At 61.9% G+C, this 21,433-nt stretch carries 15 protein-coding genes; all 15 read right to left on the bottom strand.

The window, feature by feature from the left end:
* Positions 1–2: 2 nt before the first annotated feature.
* The gene (locus GM655_RS11090; RefSeq protein WP_155434709.1) at positions 3–2,414 is read right to left on the bottom strand and encodes a bifunctional salicylyl-CoA 5-hydroxylase/oxidoreductase; all 2,412 of its coding nucleotides are present in this window, start codon (positions 2,412–2,414) and stop codon (positions 3–5) included.
* Between the two features lie 10 nt (positions 2,415–2,424).
* On the bottom strand, positions 2,425–4,053 hold the full coding sequence (locus tag GM655_RS11085; RefSeq protein WP_196308742.1) for an AMP-binding protein: 1,629 nt from the start codon (positions 4,051–4,053) through the stop codon (positions 2,425–2,427).
* A gap of 144 nt (positions 4,054–4,197) precedes the next feature.
* Positions 4,198–4,911, bottom strand: coding sequence for a response regulator (locus GM655_RS11080; protein ID WP_155434708.1), 714 nt, complete (start codon positions 4,909–4,911; stop codon positions 4,198–4,200).
* A gap of 116 nt (positions 4,912–5,027) precedes the next feature.
* Positions 5,028–9,980, bottom strand: coding sequence for a two-component regulator propeller domain-containing protein (locus tag GM655_RS11075; protein WP_155434707.1), 4,953 nt, complete (start codon positions 9,978–9,980; stop codon positions 5,028–5,030).
* 12 nt (positions 9,981–9,992) lie between these two features.
* Complete coding sequence (locus GM655_RS11070; protein WP_155434706.1) at positions 9,993–11,168, bottom strand: patatin-like phospholipase family protein; 1,176 nt, start codon at positions 11,166–11,168, stop codon at positions 9,993–9,995.
* A gap of 82 nt (positions 11,169–11,250) precedes the next feature.
* Positions 11,251–13,041 carry a gamma-glutamyltransferase gene (gene ggt / locus GM655_RS11065; RefSeq protein WP_155434705.1) on the bottom strand — a complete coding sequence of 597 codons (1,791 nt, stop codon included), beginning with the start codon at positions 13,039–13,041 and terminating at the stop codon, positions 11,251–11,253.
* A 213-nt stretch (positions 13,042–13,254) separates the two neighbouring features.
* Complete coding sequence (locus tag GM655_RS11060) at positions 13,255–14,013, bottom strand: 3-hydroxyacyl-CoA dehydrogenase (RefSeq protein ID WP_155434704.1); 759 nt, start codon at positions 14,011–14,013, stop codon at positions 13,255–13,257.
* A 102-nt stretch (positions 14,014–14,115) separates the two neighbouring features.
* The gene (locus GM655_RS11055; protein ID WP_229632512.1) at positions 14,116–14,643 is read right to left on the bottom strand and encodes a hypothetical protein; all 528 of its coding nucleotides are present in this window, start codon (positions 14,641–14,643) and stop codon (positions 14,116–14,118) included.
* A 99-nt stretch (positions 14,644–14,742) separates the two neighbouring features.
* Positions 14,743–16,932, bottom strand: coding sequence for a sodium-translocating pyrophosphatase (locus GM655_RS11050; RefSeq protein ID WP_155434703.1), 2,190 nt, complete (start codon positions 16,930–16,932; stop codon positions 14,743–14,745).
* A gap of 209 nt (positions 16,933–17,141) precedes the next feature.
* Complete coding sequence (gene adk, locus GM655_RS11045) at positions 17,142–17,798, bottom strand: adenylate kinase (protein WP_155434702.1); 657 nt, start codon at positions 17,796–17,798, stop codon at positions 17,142–17,144.
* A gap of 262 nt (positions 17,799–18,060) precedes the next feature.
* Positions 18,061–18,813 carry a 3-deoxy-manno-octulosonate cytidylyltransferase gene (kdsB, locus tag GM655_RS11040; protein WP_348699934.1) on the bottom strand — a complete coding sequence of 251 codons (753 nt, stop codon included), beginning with the start codon at positions 18,811–18,813 and terminating at the stop codon, positions 18,061–18,063.
* Positions 18,814–18,816: 3 nt separating this feature from the next.
* Positions 18,817–18,993, bottom strand: a complete 177-nt coding sequence (locus GM655_RS11035) for a Trm112 family protein (protein ID WP_071651656.1) — start codon at positions 18,991–18,993, stop codon at positions 18,817–18,819.
* A complete protein-coding gene (gene lpxK, locus GM655_RS11030; protein ID WP_371866780.1) occupies positions 18,974–20,062 on the bottom strand; it encodes a tetraacyldisaccharide 4'-kinase in 1,089 nt (362 codons plus the stop codon). The genes GM655_RS11035 and lpxK overlap by 20 nt, the downstream gene beginning before the upstream one ends.
* Positions 20,063–20,128: 66 nt before the next feature.
* Positions 20,129–20,563, bottom strand: a complete 435-nt coding sequence (locus GM655_RS11025) for an ExbD/TolR family protein (RefSeq protein ID WP_155434700.1) — start codon at positions 20,561–20,563, stop codon at positions 20,129–20,131.
* Positions 20,564–20,572: 9 nt separating this feature from the next.
* A complete protein-coding gene (locus tag GM655_RS11020) occupies positions 20,573–21,178 on the bottom strand; it encodes a MotA/TolQ/ExbB proton channel family protein (RefSeq protein WP_155434699.1) in 606 nt (201 codons plus the stop codon).
* Positions 21,179–21,433 lie beyond the last annotated feature (255 nt).

Below are 21,433 nucleotides of genomic sequence, written 5' to 3'. Positions count from 1 at the left end.
ATTCATCCCTCGAGCAGGCGGGCTGCCTGCTGCTGGGGCGATAGCCCGCTGCTGCTGGCGGCCAGTTGCCGTTCGCGTTCAAGATTGCGCTCGAGCTGCTGCTTGCCCGGCAGGTACTGGCGCGGCCAGTGCACAGCGCTATAGCCTATCTTTGCCGCTTCCGTCAGCGTCCATGCAGGATTGGCCAGATGCGGGCGCCCCACTGCGCACAGGTCGGCACGGCCTGCGGCGATGATGCCATTGGCGTGATCGGCTTCGAAGATGGAGCCCACCGCGATGGCGCCTATGTCCGCCTCGTTACGGATGCGGTCCGCAAACGGGGTCTGGAACATGCGGCCATAAACGGGCTGCTCGGCCTTGCTGACCTGTCCAGACGAGCAATCAATCATGTCGGCGCCGGCCGCCTTGAACATTCGCGCTATCTGCACCGCGTCGTCAGGTGTAATCCCGCCATCCACCCAGTCATGCGCGGAGATGCGCACGCTCATCGGTTTATGCTGCGGCCACACTGCACGCATGGCGGCAAACACCTGCAGCGGATAGCGGCAACGGTTTTCCAGCGAACCGCCGTATTCGTCCTCGCGCTGATTAGTCAACGGCGAGATGAACGACGACAGCAGATAGCCGTGCGCGCAGTGCAGCTCGACCCAGTCAAAGCCTGCCTGTTCAGCCGCCCGCGTGGCCCCTACAAAGTCCTGCTTGATGCGCGCCATGTCCTCGTGCGTCATGGCGCGCGCAACTTGCGACACGCCTGCCAGATACTGCTGCGGCGAAGCCGACACCAGCGGCCAGTTATCGCGTTCCAGCGGCTGGTCTATGCCGTCCCACATGGCACGGGTGGAACCTTTGGCACCGGCGTGACCGAGCTGGATGGCAATGCGGGCATCGCTATGCTGGTGCACGAAATCGACGATGCGCCGCCACGCCTGCGTATGTTCTGGCGCATACAGGCCGGGGCAATGCGGCGTGATACGCGCATCGGCCGACACACAGGTCATCTCGGCAAACACCATGGCAGCGCCGCCCAGCGCGCGCGCACCGAGGTGGGCCAGATGGTAGTCGCCGACCGTGCCGTCAACTGCGCTGTACTGCGCCATCGGCGAGACGACGATGCGGTTCTTCAGCACCAGCTCGCGCACTTTGAGTGGGGTGAACATCGGCGGCGGTGCAGCAGTTTCGCTCGCATTCCCCGCGCCCCGCATTACAGGCGCCGTCAGACCCACTGCCGCATAGGCCCGCTGGGCGAACCAGTGCTCATAGTCCTCCACATAGGCGGCATCGCGCAAGCGCAGATTTTCATGTGACAGGCGCTGGCTGCGCGTCAGCATGGAATAAGCAAACTGCGGCGCTTCGAGCGCCGTATAGCGCTCCACGTTTTCGAACCATTCCATCGAATTGCGCGCAGCGCTCTGCAGCTTGATCACCTCCACCGCCCGCACACGCTGGTAGCTCTCCAGCGCACTAGCCGTATCATCGGCATGGGCAAAGCAGCGCGCCAGTTCGATGGCGTCTTCCAGCGCCAGCTTGGTGCCCGAGCCTATCGAATAATGCGCCGTGTGGGCCGCATCGCCCATCAGCACCACCGGCACGCGCCGCTGCCCGATTTCCTGCCAGTGCACCCAGCGCTGGCAAACGATGCGGGGGAACACCATCCACATGGCCGAACCACGCAGATGCGCGGCATTCGACATCAGGCTATGGCCACCGAGTATGTCGGCAAACAACTGCTCGCAGAAGGCTATCGACTGTTCCGCCGTCATCTGCTCCAGCCCCGCCGCGCGCCATACGCTTTCGGGCGTCTCGACGATAAAGGTGGATGTCACCCCATCGTACTGGTAGATGTGCGCCTGGAACCAGCCATGCTCCGTCTGTTTGAAGGCAAACGTGAAGGCCTCGAACTTCTTGCGCGTGCCCAGCCAGACAAAGCGGCAGCGGCGCGCATCGATCTGCGGCTGGTAGCTGGCGGCATAGCGCGTGCGGATACGGCTGTTCAGGCCATCGGCAGCAATCACCAGATCGGCCTGATAACGGACCGCAATGACCTGATCGTCTTCGACTTCCGTCTCGAACACCAGCGCAACGCCCAGTTCCTCGCAGCGCTGCTGCAGTATGTTCAGCAGATGCTTGCGGCCTATGCCGCAAAAACCGTGGCCGCCCGAGCTGACTTTCTCGCCCTTGAAATAGGTGTCGATATCATCCCAGTGATTAAAGGAAGTCTGTATCTCGCGCGCGCTGACCTCATCGGCCAGCGCGAGATTACCCAGCGTCTGGTCGGAAAACACCACGCCCCAGCCGAAGGTGTCATACGGGCGGTTGCGCTCTATCACCGTGATCTGGTGGGCCGGGTTCTGCTTCTTCATCAGCAGGCCGAAATACAGGCCGGCTGGTCCGCCGCCTATGCATACAATATTCATACGAATCTCTTTATTCTGTGCGTAGCTTGAAGCGCTGCAGCTTGCCCGTTTCCGTACGCGGCAGCGCGGGCAGGAAGCGTATGGCGCGCGGATATTTATACGGTGCGATCTGGGCTTTGACAAACTCCTGCAACTGCGCCACCAGTTCCGGTGCGGCCGCATAGCCGGAGCGCAGCACCACATGGGCTTCGACGATCTGCCCGCGCTCTTCGTCGGCGCGGCCGATCACGCCGCACTCGGCCACGGCAGGATGACGCAGCAGCACGTCCTCCACTTCCGGGCCGGCGATGTTGTAGCCGGCCGAAATAATCATGTCGTCCGTGCGCGAGCGATAGTAAAAATAGCCGTCCGCATCCATCTCGTAGGCATCGCCGGTCAGGTTCCAGCCATTGAGCACATAGTCGCGCTGGCGCGCATCGGCCAGATAACGGCAGCCGGTCGGACCTTTTACGGCCAGCCGGCCTATCACTCCCGGCCCCACTGGCTGTCCCTGCTGGTCGAGGATGCAGGCCTGATAGCCGGGCACGGGTTTGCCGGTCGCGCCGGGACGGACTTGATCACCGGCTGCGGAAATAAAGATGTGCAGCAGCTCGGTCGCGCCTATACCGTCTATCATGGTCAGGCCGCTGGCCTGCAGCCAGCTTTCGCGCGTGGCGATAGGCAGGGCTTCGCCGGCCGAGACGCTTTTTTTCAGGCTGGTCAGATCGTAGCGCCCGAACAGGGGCGCCATCTGGCGGTAGAAAGTGGGCGCCGTAAAGCAGATGGTGGCGCGGTACTTCTCTATCGCCACCAGCAAGGTTTCGGGCGTCAGCTTTTCCAGCAGCACGGCACTGCCGCCCACCCGCAACGGAAACAGCAGCAGGCCACCCAGGCCGAAGGTAAAGGCTAGCGGCGGCGTACCGATGAAGATATCGTCAGCCTCGCTGCGCAGTACCGAGCGGGGGAAGCAATCGCAGATGGCCAGCACGTCGCGGTGAAAATGCATGGTGCCCTTGGGGATGCCGGTCGTGCCCGAAGTGAAGCTGATCAGGCAGACATCGTCGGCAGCCGTATCGGTGGCTGCGAATGCCTCGGGCTGGCCTGCCATTAGCGTCTCCAGCATGGCGTCACCGGTGCCGCCGAAGTAGACCGTGTGCTGGCGTGCCGCTGCGGTCAGATCCATCGCTTCCACTTCGGCCCGCAGGCTGTCGGCACACAGCACGGCGTTGACTTCGGCCTTGGTCGCGATCACAGCGAGCTCGCGGGCACGCAGCAGCGGCATGGTGGGCACGGCGATGCAGCCGGCCTTCAGCACGGCCAGTATGCAGGCCGCCATCATCGGCGTGTTTGCCCCGCGCAGCAGCACGCGGTTGCCCGTTTCCAGTCCCAGCGTGCCACGCAAGACATGGGCAATACGGTTCACCTGCGCGTGCAATTGGGCGTAAGTCCAGTTATCATGCTCGCCGCGCAAAGCTATGCGCTGGCCATCTCCACGTGCTAGCGCACTATCGAGCAGCTCGACGACGCAATTCAGGCGCGGCGGATACTGCAGCTCGGGCAGATCGAAACACAACTCCGGCCACAGTTCTGCGGGCGGCAAATGGGCGCGCGCAAACAGGTCGGTATGGGCACTGGCAGAACTGGCTGGCATAGGCTTCATGATCCCCTATCGAAAATAGTCGCACACATCGCCCGCAATCGGAAGATACTTTAAGTTTAAACTATTTTTCCAGCAAGGGCAAAGCGCGGGCAGCGCAACGGAACACTGGAGAATTTACCGGCCCACAGCGGACCAGCGTGACTATCAGGATGCAGCCTGCAAAACCAGATCGGTCTGATAGCTGACGGCGCGCAGCACAGTTTTCAATGCTGTCTGAAGTGCCGCCACCGACAGTGGTGCTGCCTGCAGTTGCTGCAAGCAGGCCGCCGCTCCGCTCAGTCCCAGCGTGACACAGCCCGCATGGAGGCGGTCCAGCCGCTGGCGCAATTCGTCCTGATGCCCCTGCTCCAGCAACGGGCCCAGTTCCTCGCTCGCCGCCGTAAGCTGGGTGGCAAAGCCATTCAGATACACCAGCAGGCGTTCGCCATTGATGCCCAATCTAGCCAGCGTGCGTGCCGGTTCCTCGGCAAGGTGGCGGTAGCTGGACTGGCCGCCATCCTGCAGCGCCAACAGGTGCTGGCGCACCTGATCGACCTGAAACGGCTTGACCACATAGCCGCTCGCCCCGCTCTGGCTTGCCTCCTCCACCGTATGGGTATCATTGGCCGAAGTGACCAGCACAAACGGCAGCGTAGCAAAGTCGCTATGCTGGCGCAGGCGCTGCAGCAGCTCCAGCCCGGACAAGCGGGGCATGCGCAGATCGCAGAAACAGATGGCCGGCCGCAGCCCTTGCTGCAACTGCTGCCACGCATCCTCGCCATCTTCGGCTTCGACGATTTCGAACTGGCCGCAGCTGTCGATCAGGTGCATCAGCACCATGCGCGACACCACATCATCATCGACTACCAGAACTTTCATGTATTTACCTGTGCCTTGTTACTTGCGCTTCAACCCCGCGCGCCAGACTGCGCTGCCGATGGCACTGTGAGCGATCTGGCCCATCTTAACCGAAACCTTCTACGACTGGCTGTCCTCTAGCGCACTTTCTGCAACAGTTCGCGCAATTGCGGCAGCGCTTCACGCAGGCGTACCCAGTCGGCATGGTCGGCCGCCAGCTCCAGATCGCCGCACAGCGCCTGCAATTCCTGCTCCTCCAGATAGCCGGCGCTGCCTTTCATCCCGTGCAGCAGCCGCCCGGCCACATCGGCCGCACCGTCTTCTATCGCATGCTCCAGCTCCGCCAGCCGCAGCGGCACATCCTGATTGAAGGCACTGCGCAGGCGCTGCTTCAGATCCGTGCCCCCACTATGCTGGGCCAGTCGCGCCGGTTCCAGCCCCGGTGCGGGCGCCGGCGCCACGCCGAACATGGCATCGAGTTCCGCCGTGCCGCCCGTTGTCTCGCTACGCGGCGCCATGCGCGGCAGATGCACCCCGCGCTGCAACTGGCGCTCGATGGCGCGGCTGAGCTGGAAGTGCAGCTTGTCTTCATCGATAGGCTTGGTGAGGAAATCATCCATGCCCGCCGCCAGATAGCGGCTGCGGTCTTCTTCGCTGGCGTTCGCGGTCAGCGCGATTATCATCAGCTCCTGATCGCGCACCGGCGCATCGATCGGACCGCCGGCACGGATGATCCGCGTCGCACTGGCGCCATCCATTTCCGGCATGCGGCCATCCATCAGGATCAGGTCATAGCGCGTCAGCGAGCAGGCTTTCACGGCCAGCGCACCATTGGCAGCAATATCCACCTTGTGGCCCAGATCTTCCAGCATCATGCGGATGATGATCTGATTGGTAGGGAAATCTTCTGCGCACAGCACCTTGAGCTGGTGGCTATGCGGCTCGCGAGGCACATGCGGCACCATGGTCGGCGCCACGCCATTGGCCAGCGGCAGCTCAAAGGTGAAGGTGCTGCCCTGCCCAGGCGTGCTGACCGCACTGATCTCACCGCCCATCAGTTCCACCAACTGGCGGCAGATGGCCAGTCCCAGCCCCGTACCGCCATAACGGCGCGTGGTGGAAGCATCGGCCTGTTCGAACTGCTGGAACAGACGGGGAATGGCGTTCGCCTCGATGCCGATGCCGGTATCGCTGACGCTGAAGCGGATGCGGTTCATGCCGCTCCTGTCACTATCCACGCCGGCCGGCACGCGCTCGACGCGCATACGCACCGAGCCATGCTCGGTGAACTTGAACGCATTCCCCACCAGATTCACCAGCACCTGGCGCAAACGGGTAGGATCGCCCACCACATATTGCGGCAAGTCTTCGCCGAACTCCAGGCTGAAGCCCACGCTGTGGGCAGCGGCCTGCTCTTCGAACAGGCTGACCACATTTTCCACCGCCGAGGACAGCGAGAAGTCGATATTCTCGATGGTCAGCTTGCCTGCTTCGATCTTCGAGAAATCCAGCAGATCGTTAATGATGGACAGCAGCGACTGGGCATTCGCTTGCGCGCGCAAAATCTGTTCGCGCGTGCTGACGCCCAGCTTCAGATCGCGCAAGGCGAAGCCCAGCATGCCGATCACACCGGCCAGCGGCGTGCGCATTTCGTGGCTCATATTGGCGAGGAACTCGGACTTCTGGCGCGTGGCGTCTTCCGCCTTCTGCTTGGCCAGGCGCAGACGTTCATCGTTTTCCTGCAAGGCGCGGTTGGCCAGCGCCAGTTCGTCCGTGTGCAGCCGCACCTGACGCTCCTGCTGCACCAGCTGCTCCTGCGTGCGGCGCAAGGTCTGCAGGGTTTCTTCCAGCTGCTGGTAGGCACGGGCATTTTCCAGCCCGGCCGCTGCGTGCGCGGCCAGTGTCTGCAGCATGTCCATGTGCACCTGCTGGTAGGCGTGTTTTTCCTTGCTCTGCACGCATAGCAGGCCCACTACCTTGTCCGTCACGATCAGCGGCGCATACATCATCGACTCGGCTATCGATGCAGGCTGGCCATCTTCGCGGATGCAGGGCACCAGATTATCCAGCCCCGATTCATCCATATATTGGCGGTACTCGCCATGGAAGTCGTTGATGAAAACCGGCTGGCAATGCGTCAGACACCAGACGGCGAGCTGGTTGGGCTGATCAAGCCGGCGCTGGTAAGGCAGCGTACGCACGCCCTCCTCGATGGCAAACGGAAAATCGATCACGCCGGCATCTTCGCGCACAAAGCCGATGCCGAAGATCTGCGCATTCATCAGGTGATGCACGTGGCGGTACAGCGTCTGCATGCTGGTTTCCACATCCAGCGTGGCGCTCATTTCGCGTCCCAGTTCACTCAGCACCGAGATATTGCGGTGCGCCTGTTCCACGTTTTCCTTCTGGTGCTCCACTTCTATCTTCTGCCGCTCCGCATCGATGCGGCGTTGCTCGGCTTCGGCCCGCTGCGCTTCGGCTTCGAGCCGGCGCAGCTCCAGCTCCTGCTTCTGCTGCTGCAGCAGCAGATTCTTCTGCTCCACTTCGGCAGTGCGCGAACCGACCAGATTTTCCAGCCGCAGCTGCTGATGGTGCAAGCTGCGCACGCGGCCACGATAGACCGCATAACCGGCACCAGCAGCAGCAATGAACACCAGCAGCCGGAACCACCAGGTTTTCCAGAACGGCGGCAGGATGGTAATTTCCAGCGTTGCCGCCTTATCGTTCCAGATGCCGTCCTTGTTGGCCGCCTTGACGCGGAAGATGTATTTGCCCGGATCCAGATTGGTGTAGGTGGCGAAGCGCTTATCCGAATCAGTCAGCACCCAGTCTTCATCAAAGCCCTGCAACTGATAGGCAAAGCGGTTGCGCTGGGGCGCGGCAAAGTGCAAGGCCGCGAACTCCAGCGAGAACACGGAATCACGCTCGCTCAAGGTCAGTGCGGCCGTATGTTCTATCGCAGTCTTCAGCACATCGGGGTGCTCGGTCTGTCCCGGTTTGACGGACTTGTTAAAGATCTGGAAGTCGGTAATCACCACGCCCGGTGCAACGCTGTTCTCGCGTATCTCTGCCGGCATGAAAGTGGTGATGCCGTTAAAACCGCCGAAGTACAGCGTGCCATCGGCTGCGCGCATGGCCGAGCCATCGAAATACGCGCCCTCGATAGTGCCATCCGCCCCCGAGTAATTGCGTATCAGGCCAGTGCGGGTGTTCAAGCGCGACAGCCCGCTATTGGTACTGAGCCACAGGTTGCCCGCATCGTCGGGCAAGATGGATGCAATCGCGTCATCGGCGAAACCATCCTTGCGCAGATAGGGGTGGAAGCTGATGCTGCCATCCTTGCCCTGCGCCATGCGGTTCAGGCCCGCAGCGGTGCCCACCCAGATAGTGCCGCTACCATCCTCGTACAGATAATGTACTTCGTCGTGGCTCAGGCTATGGGGATTATTGGCCTCGCGGCGAAAGTGGCGGAACGCGCCCGTCTTGCGGTCGAACAGATCCAGACCATTGAACGTTCCTACCCACATGCGTCCCTGCCGGTCTTCCAGTATCGGCCGCACCACATTGTCGGACAGGCTGTTCACGTCCGACGGATCATGCCGGTAAGTGCGCACGGCCATGGTCTGCGGATCGAGCCGGTGCAGGCCGCCGCGCGAAGCGATCCAGAGTATGCCACTACTGTCGGCCACGATATTGCGGATAATGTCACTGGCCGGATCACCATGGGCAAACGACGTTACGCTGATGCTGCCATTGGCCATGTTCAGATGATTCAGGCCAGCGCGGCCACCTATCCAGATATTGCCCTTCTTGTCACGCAGCAGCGTGGTCACATGGTCGTCGCTCAGGCTATTCGCGCTGCCCGGCGTATAGCGCCAGGTACGCGCCGTACCGCTGACAGGATCGTACAGATTCAGACCGCTGCTGGTGCCCAGCCACAGCCGCCCCTGCGTCTCGCCGATGATCGCGTGTACTTTGTTGTCCGTCAGCGTATTCGGAATATCGGTCTGGCGCACGATGCGCGAGAAACCGCCGCTGCCCATGTCGACCCGGCTCACGCCGTCATTCCAGGTACCGACCCAGAACGTCCCTACCCGGTCGCGGTACAGCGAAGATATCTGGTTATCCGCCACACTATGGCTATCGCTGAGCTGATGGCGGTACTGCTGCAAACGGTTCTCTGCCGGCACCCAGCGGAACAGGCCATCGGCCTGCGTACCTATCCAGATATTGGTGTCGGGATCCTGATACATCACGGGCACGCTGGCGCCGGCGCGCAAGCCTTCGCGCGGACCGAAGCGGCGCCGCTGCGGCTCGCTGCCCAGCAGGCGCCACTGTTCCAGCCCGCCCAGCGTCCCCACCCACAGCGACTGTTCGCTATCGACCTGCAGCGACAGCACCGTATTGAATTTGCTGTTACGGCTGGCGTCCATGGTGAAATGCTGGAAGCGCATGGCGCCCGGCGCCAGCATATCCAGTCCGGTGGCTGTGGCCACCCACAGCCGGCCGCTGGCATCGCGCGCCAGCGCATTCACCTGATCGTTGGACAAGCTGCCCGGATCAGCCGGATCGTGGTGCCAGCTGACGAAGCGGCGCGTGCGCGGATCAAACAGGTGCAGGCCATCGCCGCTGGCCAGCCACATGGAACCGGCGCCGTCGTCGACGATGGCACGGATATGCCGGTTACCATTGCCGCGTTGATTAGATTCGCTGGGCAGATAATGGATGAAGGTATTGCTGTCGGGGTCAAAGCGATCCAGTCCGCCGTCCGTGCCCAGCCACAGCTGGCCGGCTGCATCGACATGCAGCGCGCGCACCCAGTTGTCGATCAGGCTGCGCGGATCCGAGACTGCGCTCTTGAAGGTGACGGCTCGATAACCGTCGAAGCGGGTCACACCGGCCTGCGTGCCCAGCCAGATAAAGCCCTGCCGGTCCTGCGTAATCGACAGCACGGTTTCCTGCGCCAGCCCGTTCTCGACGCGGAACTGGTCGAAGCGCAGCGTGCGTGGCGGCGGGCCAGCCCAGACGGCACCAGCCCACAATAGCAATGGCAATAGCAGATAACGGCAAAAACGTAGATTCAGCGACAAAGCGTAGCCCGATCAGGATTCGAAGAATGCCAGTACATCGTCCTTGCGCGCGAAGGTATCGTGCTGGCCAAGGCGGATCAACTCGCAAGTATAAGATGATTCAAACAGCAGATAGGAAGCCAGTGCAGAGCCGCGCGATTCGGTCGCGCCTATGCCGGACAGCATGGTACGTATCGGCGCGGGCAGGCTGGCTACATGGCGCGCTGCGATGCCATCGAGCCGCTCGGACGGTGCAATCACCAGCAGCTTCACCGGTTTCAGCGGCGTCTGTTCTAGCAAGGACTCCGGCAGCAGCGACAGGGTGCGGTTAATGCGCTCCAGCCGCTCGATATCGACCGCCAGACTATCGAGGAAAATGGACGACATGGCATGGCCGGCGATCTGCGCCAGACTCGGATAGCGCGACGCGCCCTGTTCGGCAGCGCTGCGCGGCGGTTCGGTCAGGCGGCCCGCCCCGACCACCAGCACTTTGCTGGCGCCGAGGTGGATGGCCGGCGAAATCGGCGCGAGCTGGCGCATCGAGCCGTCGCCGCAATATTCACGGTGGCCGCCCATGTACAGCGGCGTGGCCGGGAAAATGAAAGGAATCGCAGATGACGCCAGCAGATGCTCGACGCCGATCTGGTCCTGCAGCGCCACCCGCTGCATGCGTACCCATGGCGCGATATCGGCCGCAGTCTGGTAAAAGGTCAGGTGATTACCGGCGCTGTACGACGATGCCGTTACGGCCAGCGCATGCAGCAGGCCTTCCGACAGCACGGCATCGAGGCGCGGCAGATCGAGCATGCGGTGCAGCAGGCCGACCAGCGGGGTGTTATCGAGCAGGGAAGCCGGCGGCTGGGCGCGCCATTTGCGCAGCAGCCAGCCGAACGACAGCAGCGACAGCCAGCGCGCACCGGAGCGGATCACGCCGAGCGAATCAGCGCGATAGACCTGCCCTACTTCGATGTGCTCCCACACGTCCAGCAGTTTCTGTACGCCTTCGCCGAAATTATCGGCACGGCAGGCCAGCGCAGTGGCATTGATGGCGCCAGCAGAAGTACCGCAGATGATTTCGAAGGGATTGCGTGCCGGCGGCCAGCCGGCCTCCCACAGTATTTGCGAGATCGCCTGCAACACGCCGACCTGATAAGCGGCACGTGCACCACCACCTGTCAGTATCAGGCCGGTTTTCTTATGAATTCCCATTCAAAGAGATTAGCAGGGTCTGAGTAGTTTGGGGAGTCCCAGCCCTGCACTTAGAGTGACTTCGGCCTATTAAGTCACTAACTTAGTCACCTAATACGACACCTTCGCGACGCGGATCAGCGCCACCGAACCATTCGGCCTTGCCGTTGACCACACGCCGCTGTATGCCCTGCAGGCCGGAATTGAACTCGGACTCGCGGATCTGGTGGCCGCGCGCCTTCAGCTGTTCGATCACTTCCGGCGTGACGCGGCCTTTTTCCAGTTCGGTCGGACCGTTGCGGCTACCGAAATTGGGCAGGCTGATGGCCTGCTGCACATCGAGCTGCCAGTCCAGCGTCCCGACCAGCACCTTGGCCACATAGTTGATGATGGTAGCGCCACCGGGCGAACCAGCCGCCAGTGCCAGCTCCTTGGTGCCCTTCTTGAACACCAGCGTAGGCGACATGGCGCTGCGCGGACGTTTGCCGGCCTGCACCCGGTTGGCAATCGGACCATCGGCATCGCGCGAATCGAAAGAGAAATCGGTCAATTGATTATTCAGCAGGAAGCCATCCACCATCTGGCGTGCGCCGAAGGCATCTTCCACCGAGGTAGTCATGGACAGTGCGCCACCATAGGCATCGACTGCCACCAGATGGGAAGTCGATGGCTTGTCGATGGCGCTATCAGCACCCCAAGCCAGCTTCAGCGTGTCCGGCACACCGTAGGCAGCGCGCCCCATGGAGCGCTCGCCGATCAGCGCCGCGCGCTGGGCCAGATAGGCCTTGTCCACCAGTGCCGCCACGCCTTTGCCGGGCAGCGGTACGAAATCGGGATCGGCTATGTAGTGGTCACGGTCTGCATAGGCCAGCCGGCCCGCTTCGCTGAACAGGTGTATGCCCTGCGCCGTCAGTTGGCCGTCGACCGGCTTGTGCGGCGCGATGTCTTTGATCTCCAGCACGCCCAGCATCTGGGCGATCGCCACCCCGCCCGACGAGGGCGGCGGCGCACCGCATACCGTCCACGCTTTGTAGTCGGTGCACAGCGGCTGACGCTCGAGCGCACGGTAGCCGGCAATGTCGGCCACCGTCAGCTTGCCCGGATTGGTCGGATGGCCAGCTACCTTGGCCGCGATATCGCTGGCGATACGTCCCTGGTAGAAGGCATCGGCACCGCCTTCGGCAATTTCGCGCAGCGTACGCGCCAGCTCGGGATTTTTGAGCAGATAGCCTACCGGACGCGGTTTGCCCTGCTCATCGAAGAAGTAGGCACGGGCCACGGGATCACGCGCCAGATAACGGTCCCACGACAGTAGTCCATTCAGGCGCGGGCTGACTTTGAAACCGTCTTCAGCCAGCTTGATGGCTGGCGCGAACAGCGTTTTCCACGGCAGGCGGCCATGCTGCTTGTGCGCCATTTCCAGCATGCGCAGCACGCCCGGCGCGCCGACCGAACGGCCACCGATCACGCCCGTTTCACGCGACACCGGCTTGCCGTCCGCATCCTGGAACAGATGTTCGTCCGCTGCAGCCGGTGCCGTTTCACGGCCATCGTAGGACTGCACGCGCTTGCCATCGCTATACAACAGGAAAGCGCCACCACCTATGCCGGACGATTGCGGCTCCACCAGCGTCAGCACCAGCTGGGTTGCAATGGCTGCATCGATGGCCGCGCCGCCCTGCTTGAGCATCTGGTAGCCGGCCTCCGTCGCCAGCGGATTGGCTGCCGCCACCATGAACTTCTGCGCCGATTTGCCCGCCTTGGCCGCATAGCCGGTGGCGATTTCGGGGGCAGCTTCGTTGCTGCTGCGTTGAGCGTAGGCCGGAACTTGCAGCGCAAGCAGCAGCGGCAGGGACAGCGCCAGATGCGCGCTGAGCGACTTCAGACGGAACATAGACTCTCCAAAATAAAAAAGCGCGCAGCCTGCGCTGCGCGCCCGATCACTTTGGAATCCTACACCAAAACCTCGCACGGGGTCAGGTCGGGCATTGGTGCAGAGCTCGCCACCGTTTTTCGTCGCGCCAGCTCGTGCCCACTTGCCCGACCTGACACCTGCACTTTGCCCGACCTGACCCCGTGGGGGGGGGGGACCCCGTGGGGGTGCTGCTTACTTCGGCTGCATGCGGATGGCGCCGTCCAGACGGATGGTTTCGCCATTGAGCATGCTGTTTTCGATGATGGCCTGCGCCAGCTGGGCATATTCGCCCGGCTTGCCGAGGCGCGGCGGGAACGGCACCATGGCACCGAGCGCCGTGCGTACCTCTTCCGGCATGCCCATCAGCATCGGCGTTTCAAAGATGCCGGGAGCAATCGTCATCACGCGGATCGCGTTGCGCGACAGGTCGCGTGCCATCGGCAGCGTCATGCCAGCTACAGCCGCTTTCGAGGCAGCATAGGCCGCCTGACCGATCTGGCCATCGAAGGCTGCCACCGAGGCCGTGTTGATGATCACACCGCGCTCGCCACTTTCCGTCGCCGCCGTTTTGCTCATGGCATCAGCCGCCAGACGGGCCATGTTGAAGGTGCCGATCAGGTTGATGTTGACGGTACGCTGGAACAGTTCCAGCGGATGGGGGCCATCTTTACCCACGGTTTTCATGGCCGGCGCCACGCCGGCGCAGTTGATCAGGCCACGCAGCGTGCCCAGTGCAGTAGCTGCCGCTACGACGGCCTGACCGTCCGCTTCCGAGGTCACGTCGCATTTGACGAATACGGCGTTCAGTTCGCCAGCCAGCGCCTGCCCCGCTTCCGCCTGCACGTCCGCCAGCACCACTTTGCCGCCCTGCGCAACCAGCATGCGCGCCGTTGCCGCGCCCAGTCCCGAAGCGCCACCCGTCACGATGAATACATTGTCCTGAATTTGCATGTGTGTCCCTATCTGGTTTTTATTTGACGTTTACGTTAACGTCACCTGCGCATTGTAGCGAATTTTTGGGCTGGAACGGGGAAAACCTGCTGATCATAGGCACTAGCACTGTATCCACACGCCATTGCGACTGCACACCTGCCCCTGCGGCGTGATGACCATGCCGGGCGCCGCATTATTCAGGCGCCCGCCTGCAGCATCATTGCATCCCCCTGCCGTGCAATTATTCAACGCGCGCGGCACGGACGGCGCCGCAACTGGCGCCGGACTGCCTATCGCAGGCGCGGCGGGGGTGATCGCTGGCAGCATGGACCTGTCACGGTTGGTCGTGGAAAGTACAGGTAAGGGAATTGATGGTGCCAGCCGCGTATCGGGCAGCGGGTCTATTCTTTGGGGGACAGGTCGGCGCGGCATGGGCACCCGCGCGGGTGCCGTACGGCACGGTTGCACGGCCAGATGCTGGCCATCGGCGCTCAGCGTGCAGACAGGCAGGCGCGCATAAGCTTCGCGTTCAGCCGGTCTGGAGCTGTCGGCAGCACTGGCGGACTGCGCTTCCGCGATGCCGCAGTACGCCATCAGCATCGCCGCCAACAATACATGCGCGAGCCGCCGACTGATATGTATCTGCATAAACATCCCCCTCCTCCGCCCCTGCTGCCAGCTTCATTATTGGCCAGCGCAGTGACGAAGGATAGGGTGCGTAACAATTACTAACGATAGTGCTGCTGCTTACTTGGCAGGCGCATCGGACGCAGCAGGCTGTGCTGCAGTGCCTTCCGTCGGTGCTGCCATCTGTGGCGGCGGTGGCGCATCGGCACGTTGCATCATCGCCGCCGCTGGCGCGGCAACCGCAGCGACGGGCGCTGCCGGCGTCACAGCCAGCCAGCCCGAAGCAGGCAGCAACGGCACCAGCAGCAGCGCCACGATGTTGATGATCTTGATCAGCGGATTCACGGCAGGACCTGCCGTATCCTTGTAGGGATCACCCACGGTATCGCCCGTCACAGCGGCTTTGTGCGCATCCGAACCTTTGCCGCCGAAGTGGCCATCTTCGATGTACTTCTTGGCGTTATCCCATGCGCCACCGCCCGTGGTCATGGAAATCGCCACGAACAGGCCGGTAATGATGGTACCCATCAGCATACCGCCCAGTGCCGCAGCACCGAGCAGCATGCCGACAACTATAGGCACCACCACGGGCAACAGCGAAGGCACAATCATTTCGCGGATCGCCGAAGCCGTCAGCATATCCACTGCCTTGTCATACTCCGGTTTGCCCGTGCCATCCATGATGCCCTTGATATCACGGAACTGGCGGCGCACTTCCACCACCACCGCACCGGCGGCGCGGCCTACGGCTTCCATCGCCATCGCGCCGAACAGATACGGTATCAGCCCGCCGATGATCAGCCCCACGATCACCATAGGGTTGGACAGATCGAACGTGATGCTCTTGCCCGCCGATTCCAGCGCATGGGTGTAGTCGGCAAACAGCACCAGTGCAGCCAGACCGGCCGAGCCGATGGCGTAGCCTTTGGTCACGGCCTTGGTGGTATTGCCCACGGCATCGAGCGGATCGGTAATCGCGCGCACGGATTCCGGCATACCGGACATCTCGGCGATACCGCCGGCGTTATCCGTCACGGGACCGTAAGCATCGAGCGCCACCACGATGCCGGCCATGGACAGCATGGACGTCGCCGCAATCGCTACACCATATAGCTGGCCCAACTGATAGGACACGAGGATGGCCGCACACACGGCCAGCACCGGATAGGCGGTCGACTTCATCGATACACCCAGACCGGCAATGATGTTGGTGCCGTGGCCGGTAGTGGAAGCTTCGGCGATGTGTTTAACCGGATGGAAGTCCGTACCCGTGTAGTACTCGGTGATGTAGACCATCAGCCCCGTCAGCACGATGCCGACCACGGTGCAGCCCATCATTTTCATGCGCATGGCTTCATCGGGCCACACCTGCCACGTAATCACGGCAAAGCCGATCAGCGACAGACCGGCTGCCCACCATAGCCCCGTGTACAGCGCCGACATGATTTTCTTGCCCGGCTGGGCCTTGACCATGGCGCAACCAATGATGGAAGCGATGATGGATACGGCGCCCAGCAGCAGCGGATACACGATGGCCGTGGTCGGTGCATTCACGATCAGCAGCGCACCGAGCAGCATGGTGGCGATCAGCGTCACCACATAGGTTTCGAACAGGTCGGCCGCCATACCGGCGCAATCGCCCACGTTATCGCCCACGTTATCGGCAATCACGGCCGGATTACGCGGATCATCTTCGGGGATGCCGGCTTCGACCTTGCCCACCAGATCCGCGCCCACATCGGCGCCCTTGGTGAAGATGCCGCCGCCCAAACGGGCGAAGATGGAAATCAGCGAAGCACCGAAGGCCAGACCGATGAGCGGTTTGATCAGATCATGCGGGTTCGCGTTAGCACCCGCAGGGTTGGCCGTCAGATAGATATAGAACAGCACCACGCCCAGCAGGCCCAGCCCCACTACCAGCATGCCGGTAATGGCGCCGCCCTTGAAGGCGACATTCAACGCTTCGTTCATGCCCTTGGTCGCGGCCTGCGCTGTGCGCACATTGGCGCGCACCGAGACATTCATGCCGATAAAGCCGCAGGCACCGGACAGCACTGCGCCGATCAGGAAGCCGATGGCAGTGCGCAGATCGAGCAAGGCGCCGATCAGAACAAGCAGCACCACGCCGACGATGCCGATGGTGCGATACTGGCGCGCCAGATAGGCGGCCGCGCCCTCCTGTATAGCGAGAGCGATTTCCTGCATGCGCGGATTACCCGCATCCTGTCGCAATATCCAGCTACGCGACCATAAACCATAAACCACGGCGATCACGCCGCACGCCACTGCAAACCATAGACTAGCTGCCATAGTGTCCCCTTATTGTTATTGAACAAGTCTACAAACCACACTCAGAAAACTGACGCCATCCGGGTAGGACGACGCAGCCAACTAACCTGCGTACTGCATCACTTCAAAACGGGAGAGCACCGAGCGCTAGCTCTTGCCTACAGGGCGGTCTGCGCACCACCGGCGCAGACATAAAAAAAGCGGACACTCGGTCCGCTCTACTGTAACGCTTATTCCGTCAGCGCGGCAAATGCCGCGTCACGAATTTGTTCTACCGGACCCACACCGGAGATGCGGCGGTATTTCGGTGCGCCTGGCTGGCCGGTGCTGGACCAGTTGTTGTAGTAGCCCAGCAGCACTTCGGTCTGGTTGTGATACACGTCCAGACGCTTCTTCACGGTTTCCGCTTTGTCGTCGTCACGCTGCACCAGATCTTCGCCGGTCACATCGTCTTTGCCTTCGACTTTAGGTGGGTTGAACTTGATGTGGTACACGCGGCCCGAAGCAGGATGGCTGCGGCGGCCCGACATACGCTCGACGATGGATTCGTCTGGCACATCGATTTCCAGCACGTAGTCGATCGCCACGCCGCTGTCCTTCATGGCGTCAGCCTGGGCGATGGTGCGTGGGAAGCCGTCGAACAGATAGCCGTTGGCGCAATCCGGTTCGGCCAGACGGTCTTTGACCAGACCGATGATGATGTCGTCCGACACCAGACCACCTGCGTCCATGACCTTTTTCGCAGCCAGACCCATTTCGGTGCCAGCTTTGATGGCCGCACGCAGCATATCGCCAGTGGAAATTTGCGGGATGTTGTATTTTTCTTTGATGAAATTAGCCTGAGTGCCCTTGCCGGCACCTGGTGCTCCTAAAAGAATAAGACGCATGAAAAATTCCTAAAACAGATATGGATATGGGTGATGTGGAAACAGTAGATCTGCTGCAAGTCTGACTATCGTACGCAACTTACCACAAAACCTCGTCTCTACGCCAATTTGTGACAGCTAAAACCGCTCTTATGGGGCGAATCCGGGGCATGGAGAGATATTCCGTATGAATATCGCACCACCGTAAACAGTTATAACCGTTTGAACTGACGACTGCCTGACGCGGAGCACCCGCTACAACAGCCGCCAGATGGACAGACTCTCAGTAGAACTGGCGTACGCGCGCCAGATCTTCCGGCGTATCGACACCGGCCGCAGGGGCGCTATCGGTCACATGCACGGCGATCGGATAGCCATGCCACAGCACGCGCAACTGCTCGAGCGCTTCGATAGATTCCAGTGGGGAAACATCAAGCGTCGGGTAAGCCTGCAGGAAATCGTTACGGTAGGCATACAGACCGATATGGCGCAGCGGCACATAGCCGGCCGGCAGCGCGCTCTGGTCCTTGGCAAAGGCATCGCGGTGCCACGGGATGGTGGCACGCGAGAAGTACAGCGCCCGCCCCGCCTTATCCAGCACTACTTTCACCACATTGGGGTTGAAGGCATCGGCCGCATCATGCAGCGGATGGGCGCAGGTAGACATCGGCACATCGGCATTGATGCGGGCCGCAGCGGCCTGCAGCAGCGCGGGGTCGATCAGCGGTTCGTCGCCCTGCAGATTGACCACCACCGCATCGGCCGGCAGTGCCAGCGCACGTGCCACTTCAGCGATACGGTCCGTGCCGGACGGGTGATCGGCACGCGTCATGCACACTTCCACGCCATGCTGTTCGCAGGCAGCGCGGATATCGGCATGGTCGGTGGCGACGATAATGCGGCTGGCACCGGCCAGCGCAGCCCGTTCGGCCACGCGCACCACCATCGGTTTGCCGCCAAGGTCGGCCAGCGGTTTGTTCGGCAGGCGGGTCGAAGCCAGACGCGCCGGAATGATGACGATGAACGGTGCGGCCACCGCTTATTCCGCCTTATCCTGCAGGGTGCGGGCTTCGTCGGCCCACATGATGGGGATGCCATCACGGATAGGGAAAGCCAGACGGTCACCCTTGCAGATCATTTCCTGCGCCTTTTTATCGTACTCCAACGGGCCCTTGCAGACAGGGCAGACCAGGATATCAAGCAAACGAGCGTCCACGACATTTCTCCACGATTTGAGCGGCCAGCGCGGCATCGATGCGCGCCGAGACCGGGACAACCCACAAACGCGGATCATCTCTGAGTTCTTCAATTTGCGCACATTTTACTGCATCCTTCTCCGTCATCAAGATCAGATCGGCCTCCAGTGCTGCAAACGGACGATCGAGAAAATCGTGATGATCGGGCAGCGGCAGTTCCTGCACCTGCAGGCCAGCCGCTTTGAGCATGCCGAAAAAGCGCGCCGGATTGCCGATGCCGGCCGCCGCCACTATGCGCAATGCGGGCCGGGCGGCCAGTTCGACCAGCGAGGTGCGCTGCTGGCGGTCGCATAACTGTTCCGCATAGTCGCCGGCCAGCACCATCTGGTAAGTGCCATCGGGCAGCCCGCCACCCGGCTGGGCCGCGCCGCGACTGGCGCCTACGCTGGCCAGCAGACCGGAGCTGAGCTGCGGCGCATTGATCACGGTCACATCGCGGCGCCGACTCACCGGCTCGCGCAGCGGACCGGCGGGCAGCAGCCAGCCATTGCCGGCGCCACGGCCATCGAACAGGATGATCTCGACATCGCGCTGCAGCGCGTAATGCTGCAGGCCGTCGTCGGTTAGCAAGATATCGATCTCGGGGTGCAGCGCCAGCAGGGCCTGTCCCGTCGCAGCGCGGTCGCGTCCCACCATCACAGGGCAGGCGCAGCGCTGCCAGATCAGCAGCGGTTCATCGCCCACCTGCGCCGCCGTGGCGCTGCCATCGACCAGCCGCGGCGCCGTGTGCTTGCTGCCGTGGCCGCGCGAAATCACGCCGGGCCGCAAGCCCGCAGCTTGCAAGGCCTGCACCAGCCAGATCGTCAGCGGCGTCTTGCCGGTGCCGCCGATGAAGATATTCCCCACCACCACTACCGGCACGGGCAGACGGGTGGACCGCAGCACGCCGGCACGGAATAGCGCGGCGCGCACGCCGCTCAGGGCACGGAACAGCAGCGAGACCGGCCACAGCGCACAGGCCAGCGGGCCGCGCCTGAGCCATGCACGCGTCAGCCGCGCTTCCAGCGCCGAACCGGCTGGCGCAGGCACGGCCGCTGCAGGCAGCTGCTCAGAAGATTGAGAAGAAGGAGAATTCACCGGCACCGACGCTTGCGCTTACTTAGCCGCACCGGTTTGCGCGGCAAACGTGAGCTTTTCGTAACCGGCCACGCGCGCCGCTTCCATCACGTTGATCACCATCTGATGCATGGCAAACTGGTCGGCATTGACGATCACCACCGGCGACTGGCCCGCCGCCCCGCCCTGCGCCGCGGCGTTCTTCATGGCCTGCGCCAGCCCCGCCACATCGCGGAACGAGATCGGCTGCTGGTTGATGGTGTAATTGCCCTTGGCATCGACCGTCACATTGAGTTCGAACGGCTTCTCCGTGGCCTTTTGTGCGTCGGCCGTGGGTAGCGTAATCTGCAGTTCGGTGAACTTGCTGTAGGTGGTAGACACCATCAGGAAGATCAGGATCACCAGCAGCACGTCGATGAAGGGAATCAGATTGATTTCCGGATCCTCGCGGCGCTGGCCTTTGCGGAAGTTCATGCGGCGTCCTTACTTGCGCTTGCTGTGGACGATGTCGACAAACTTCACCGCCTGCTGTTCCATCTCGAGGATGAAACTATCGACCAGCGCACGGAAATGGCGGTAGAACACCAGTGCCGGCATGGCAATGGCCAGGCCGAAGCCGGTGTTATATAGCGCCACGGAAATCCCGTGCGCCAACTGGGCCGGATTGGAGCCGGTGGCATTCTGCGCACCGAAAATCTCGATCATGCCGACCACCGTGCCGAACAGGCCCATCAGCGGCGCCAGCGTGGCGATGGTACCCAGCGTTGTGAGGAAACGTTCCAGCGTGTGGGCCACACCGCTGCCCGCCTCTTCGATCGACTCTTTCATCACTTCGCGCGGCGAATCGATATTGCGCAGGGCGGCGGCAAACACCACGCCCAGCGGCGAATTCTGTTCCAGCTTCTCGATGATTTCCGGAGTGACCTTGCCGTTGCGGTAGACCAGCACCACGTCGTCCAGCAACTTCTTCGGCAGTATCTTGCTGCGGCGCAGATACATCAGCCGTTCAATGATGAGGGCAGTGGCAACAATCGAAGCGGTCAGCAATAACCAGATAGGCCAACCGGCCGCTTGTAAGATGGCGAGCAAAACAGACTCCTGAATAGATGAACACCCGAAGGCGCAATGTATCTTGTTGGGACGTACTCGGCAAGTGGCAGGCCAAGGGCGGTGAACATGTGCTTATCCCCAAAACCGAGTTCTTCACATTTTCTGTGGACAATTGTGTGTGCAATACCGTACAGAACATATTAAGCCATTGATTTATATGGGGAAAATTATCAAGCTCAAAAATAGCGCAGTGCAGCAGCGCCCGCGCTCCTGTGTGCACGCAAAAGTTGTGCC

The sequence above is a fragment of the Pseudoduganella danionis genome, from assembly GCF_009720775.1.
Lineage (GTDB): Bacteria > Pseudomonadota > Gammaproteobacteria > Burkholderiales > Burkholderiaceae_D > Rugamonas > Rugamonas danionis.
Note: the sequence above shows the minus strand (reverse complement) of the source record. Positions and strands in the feature narration are given on the sequence as shown.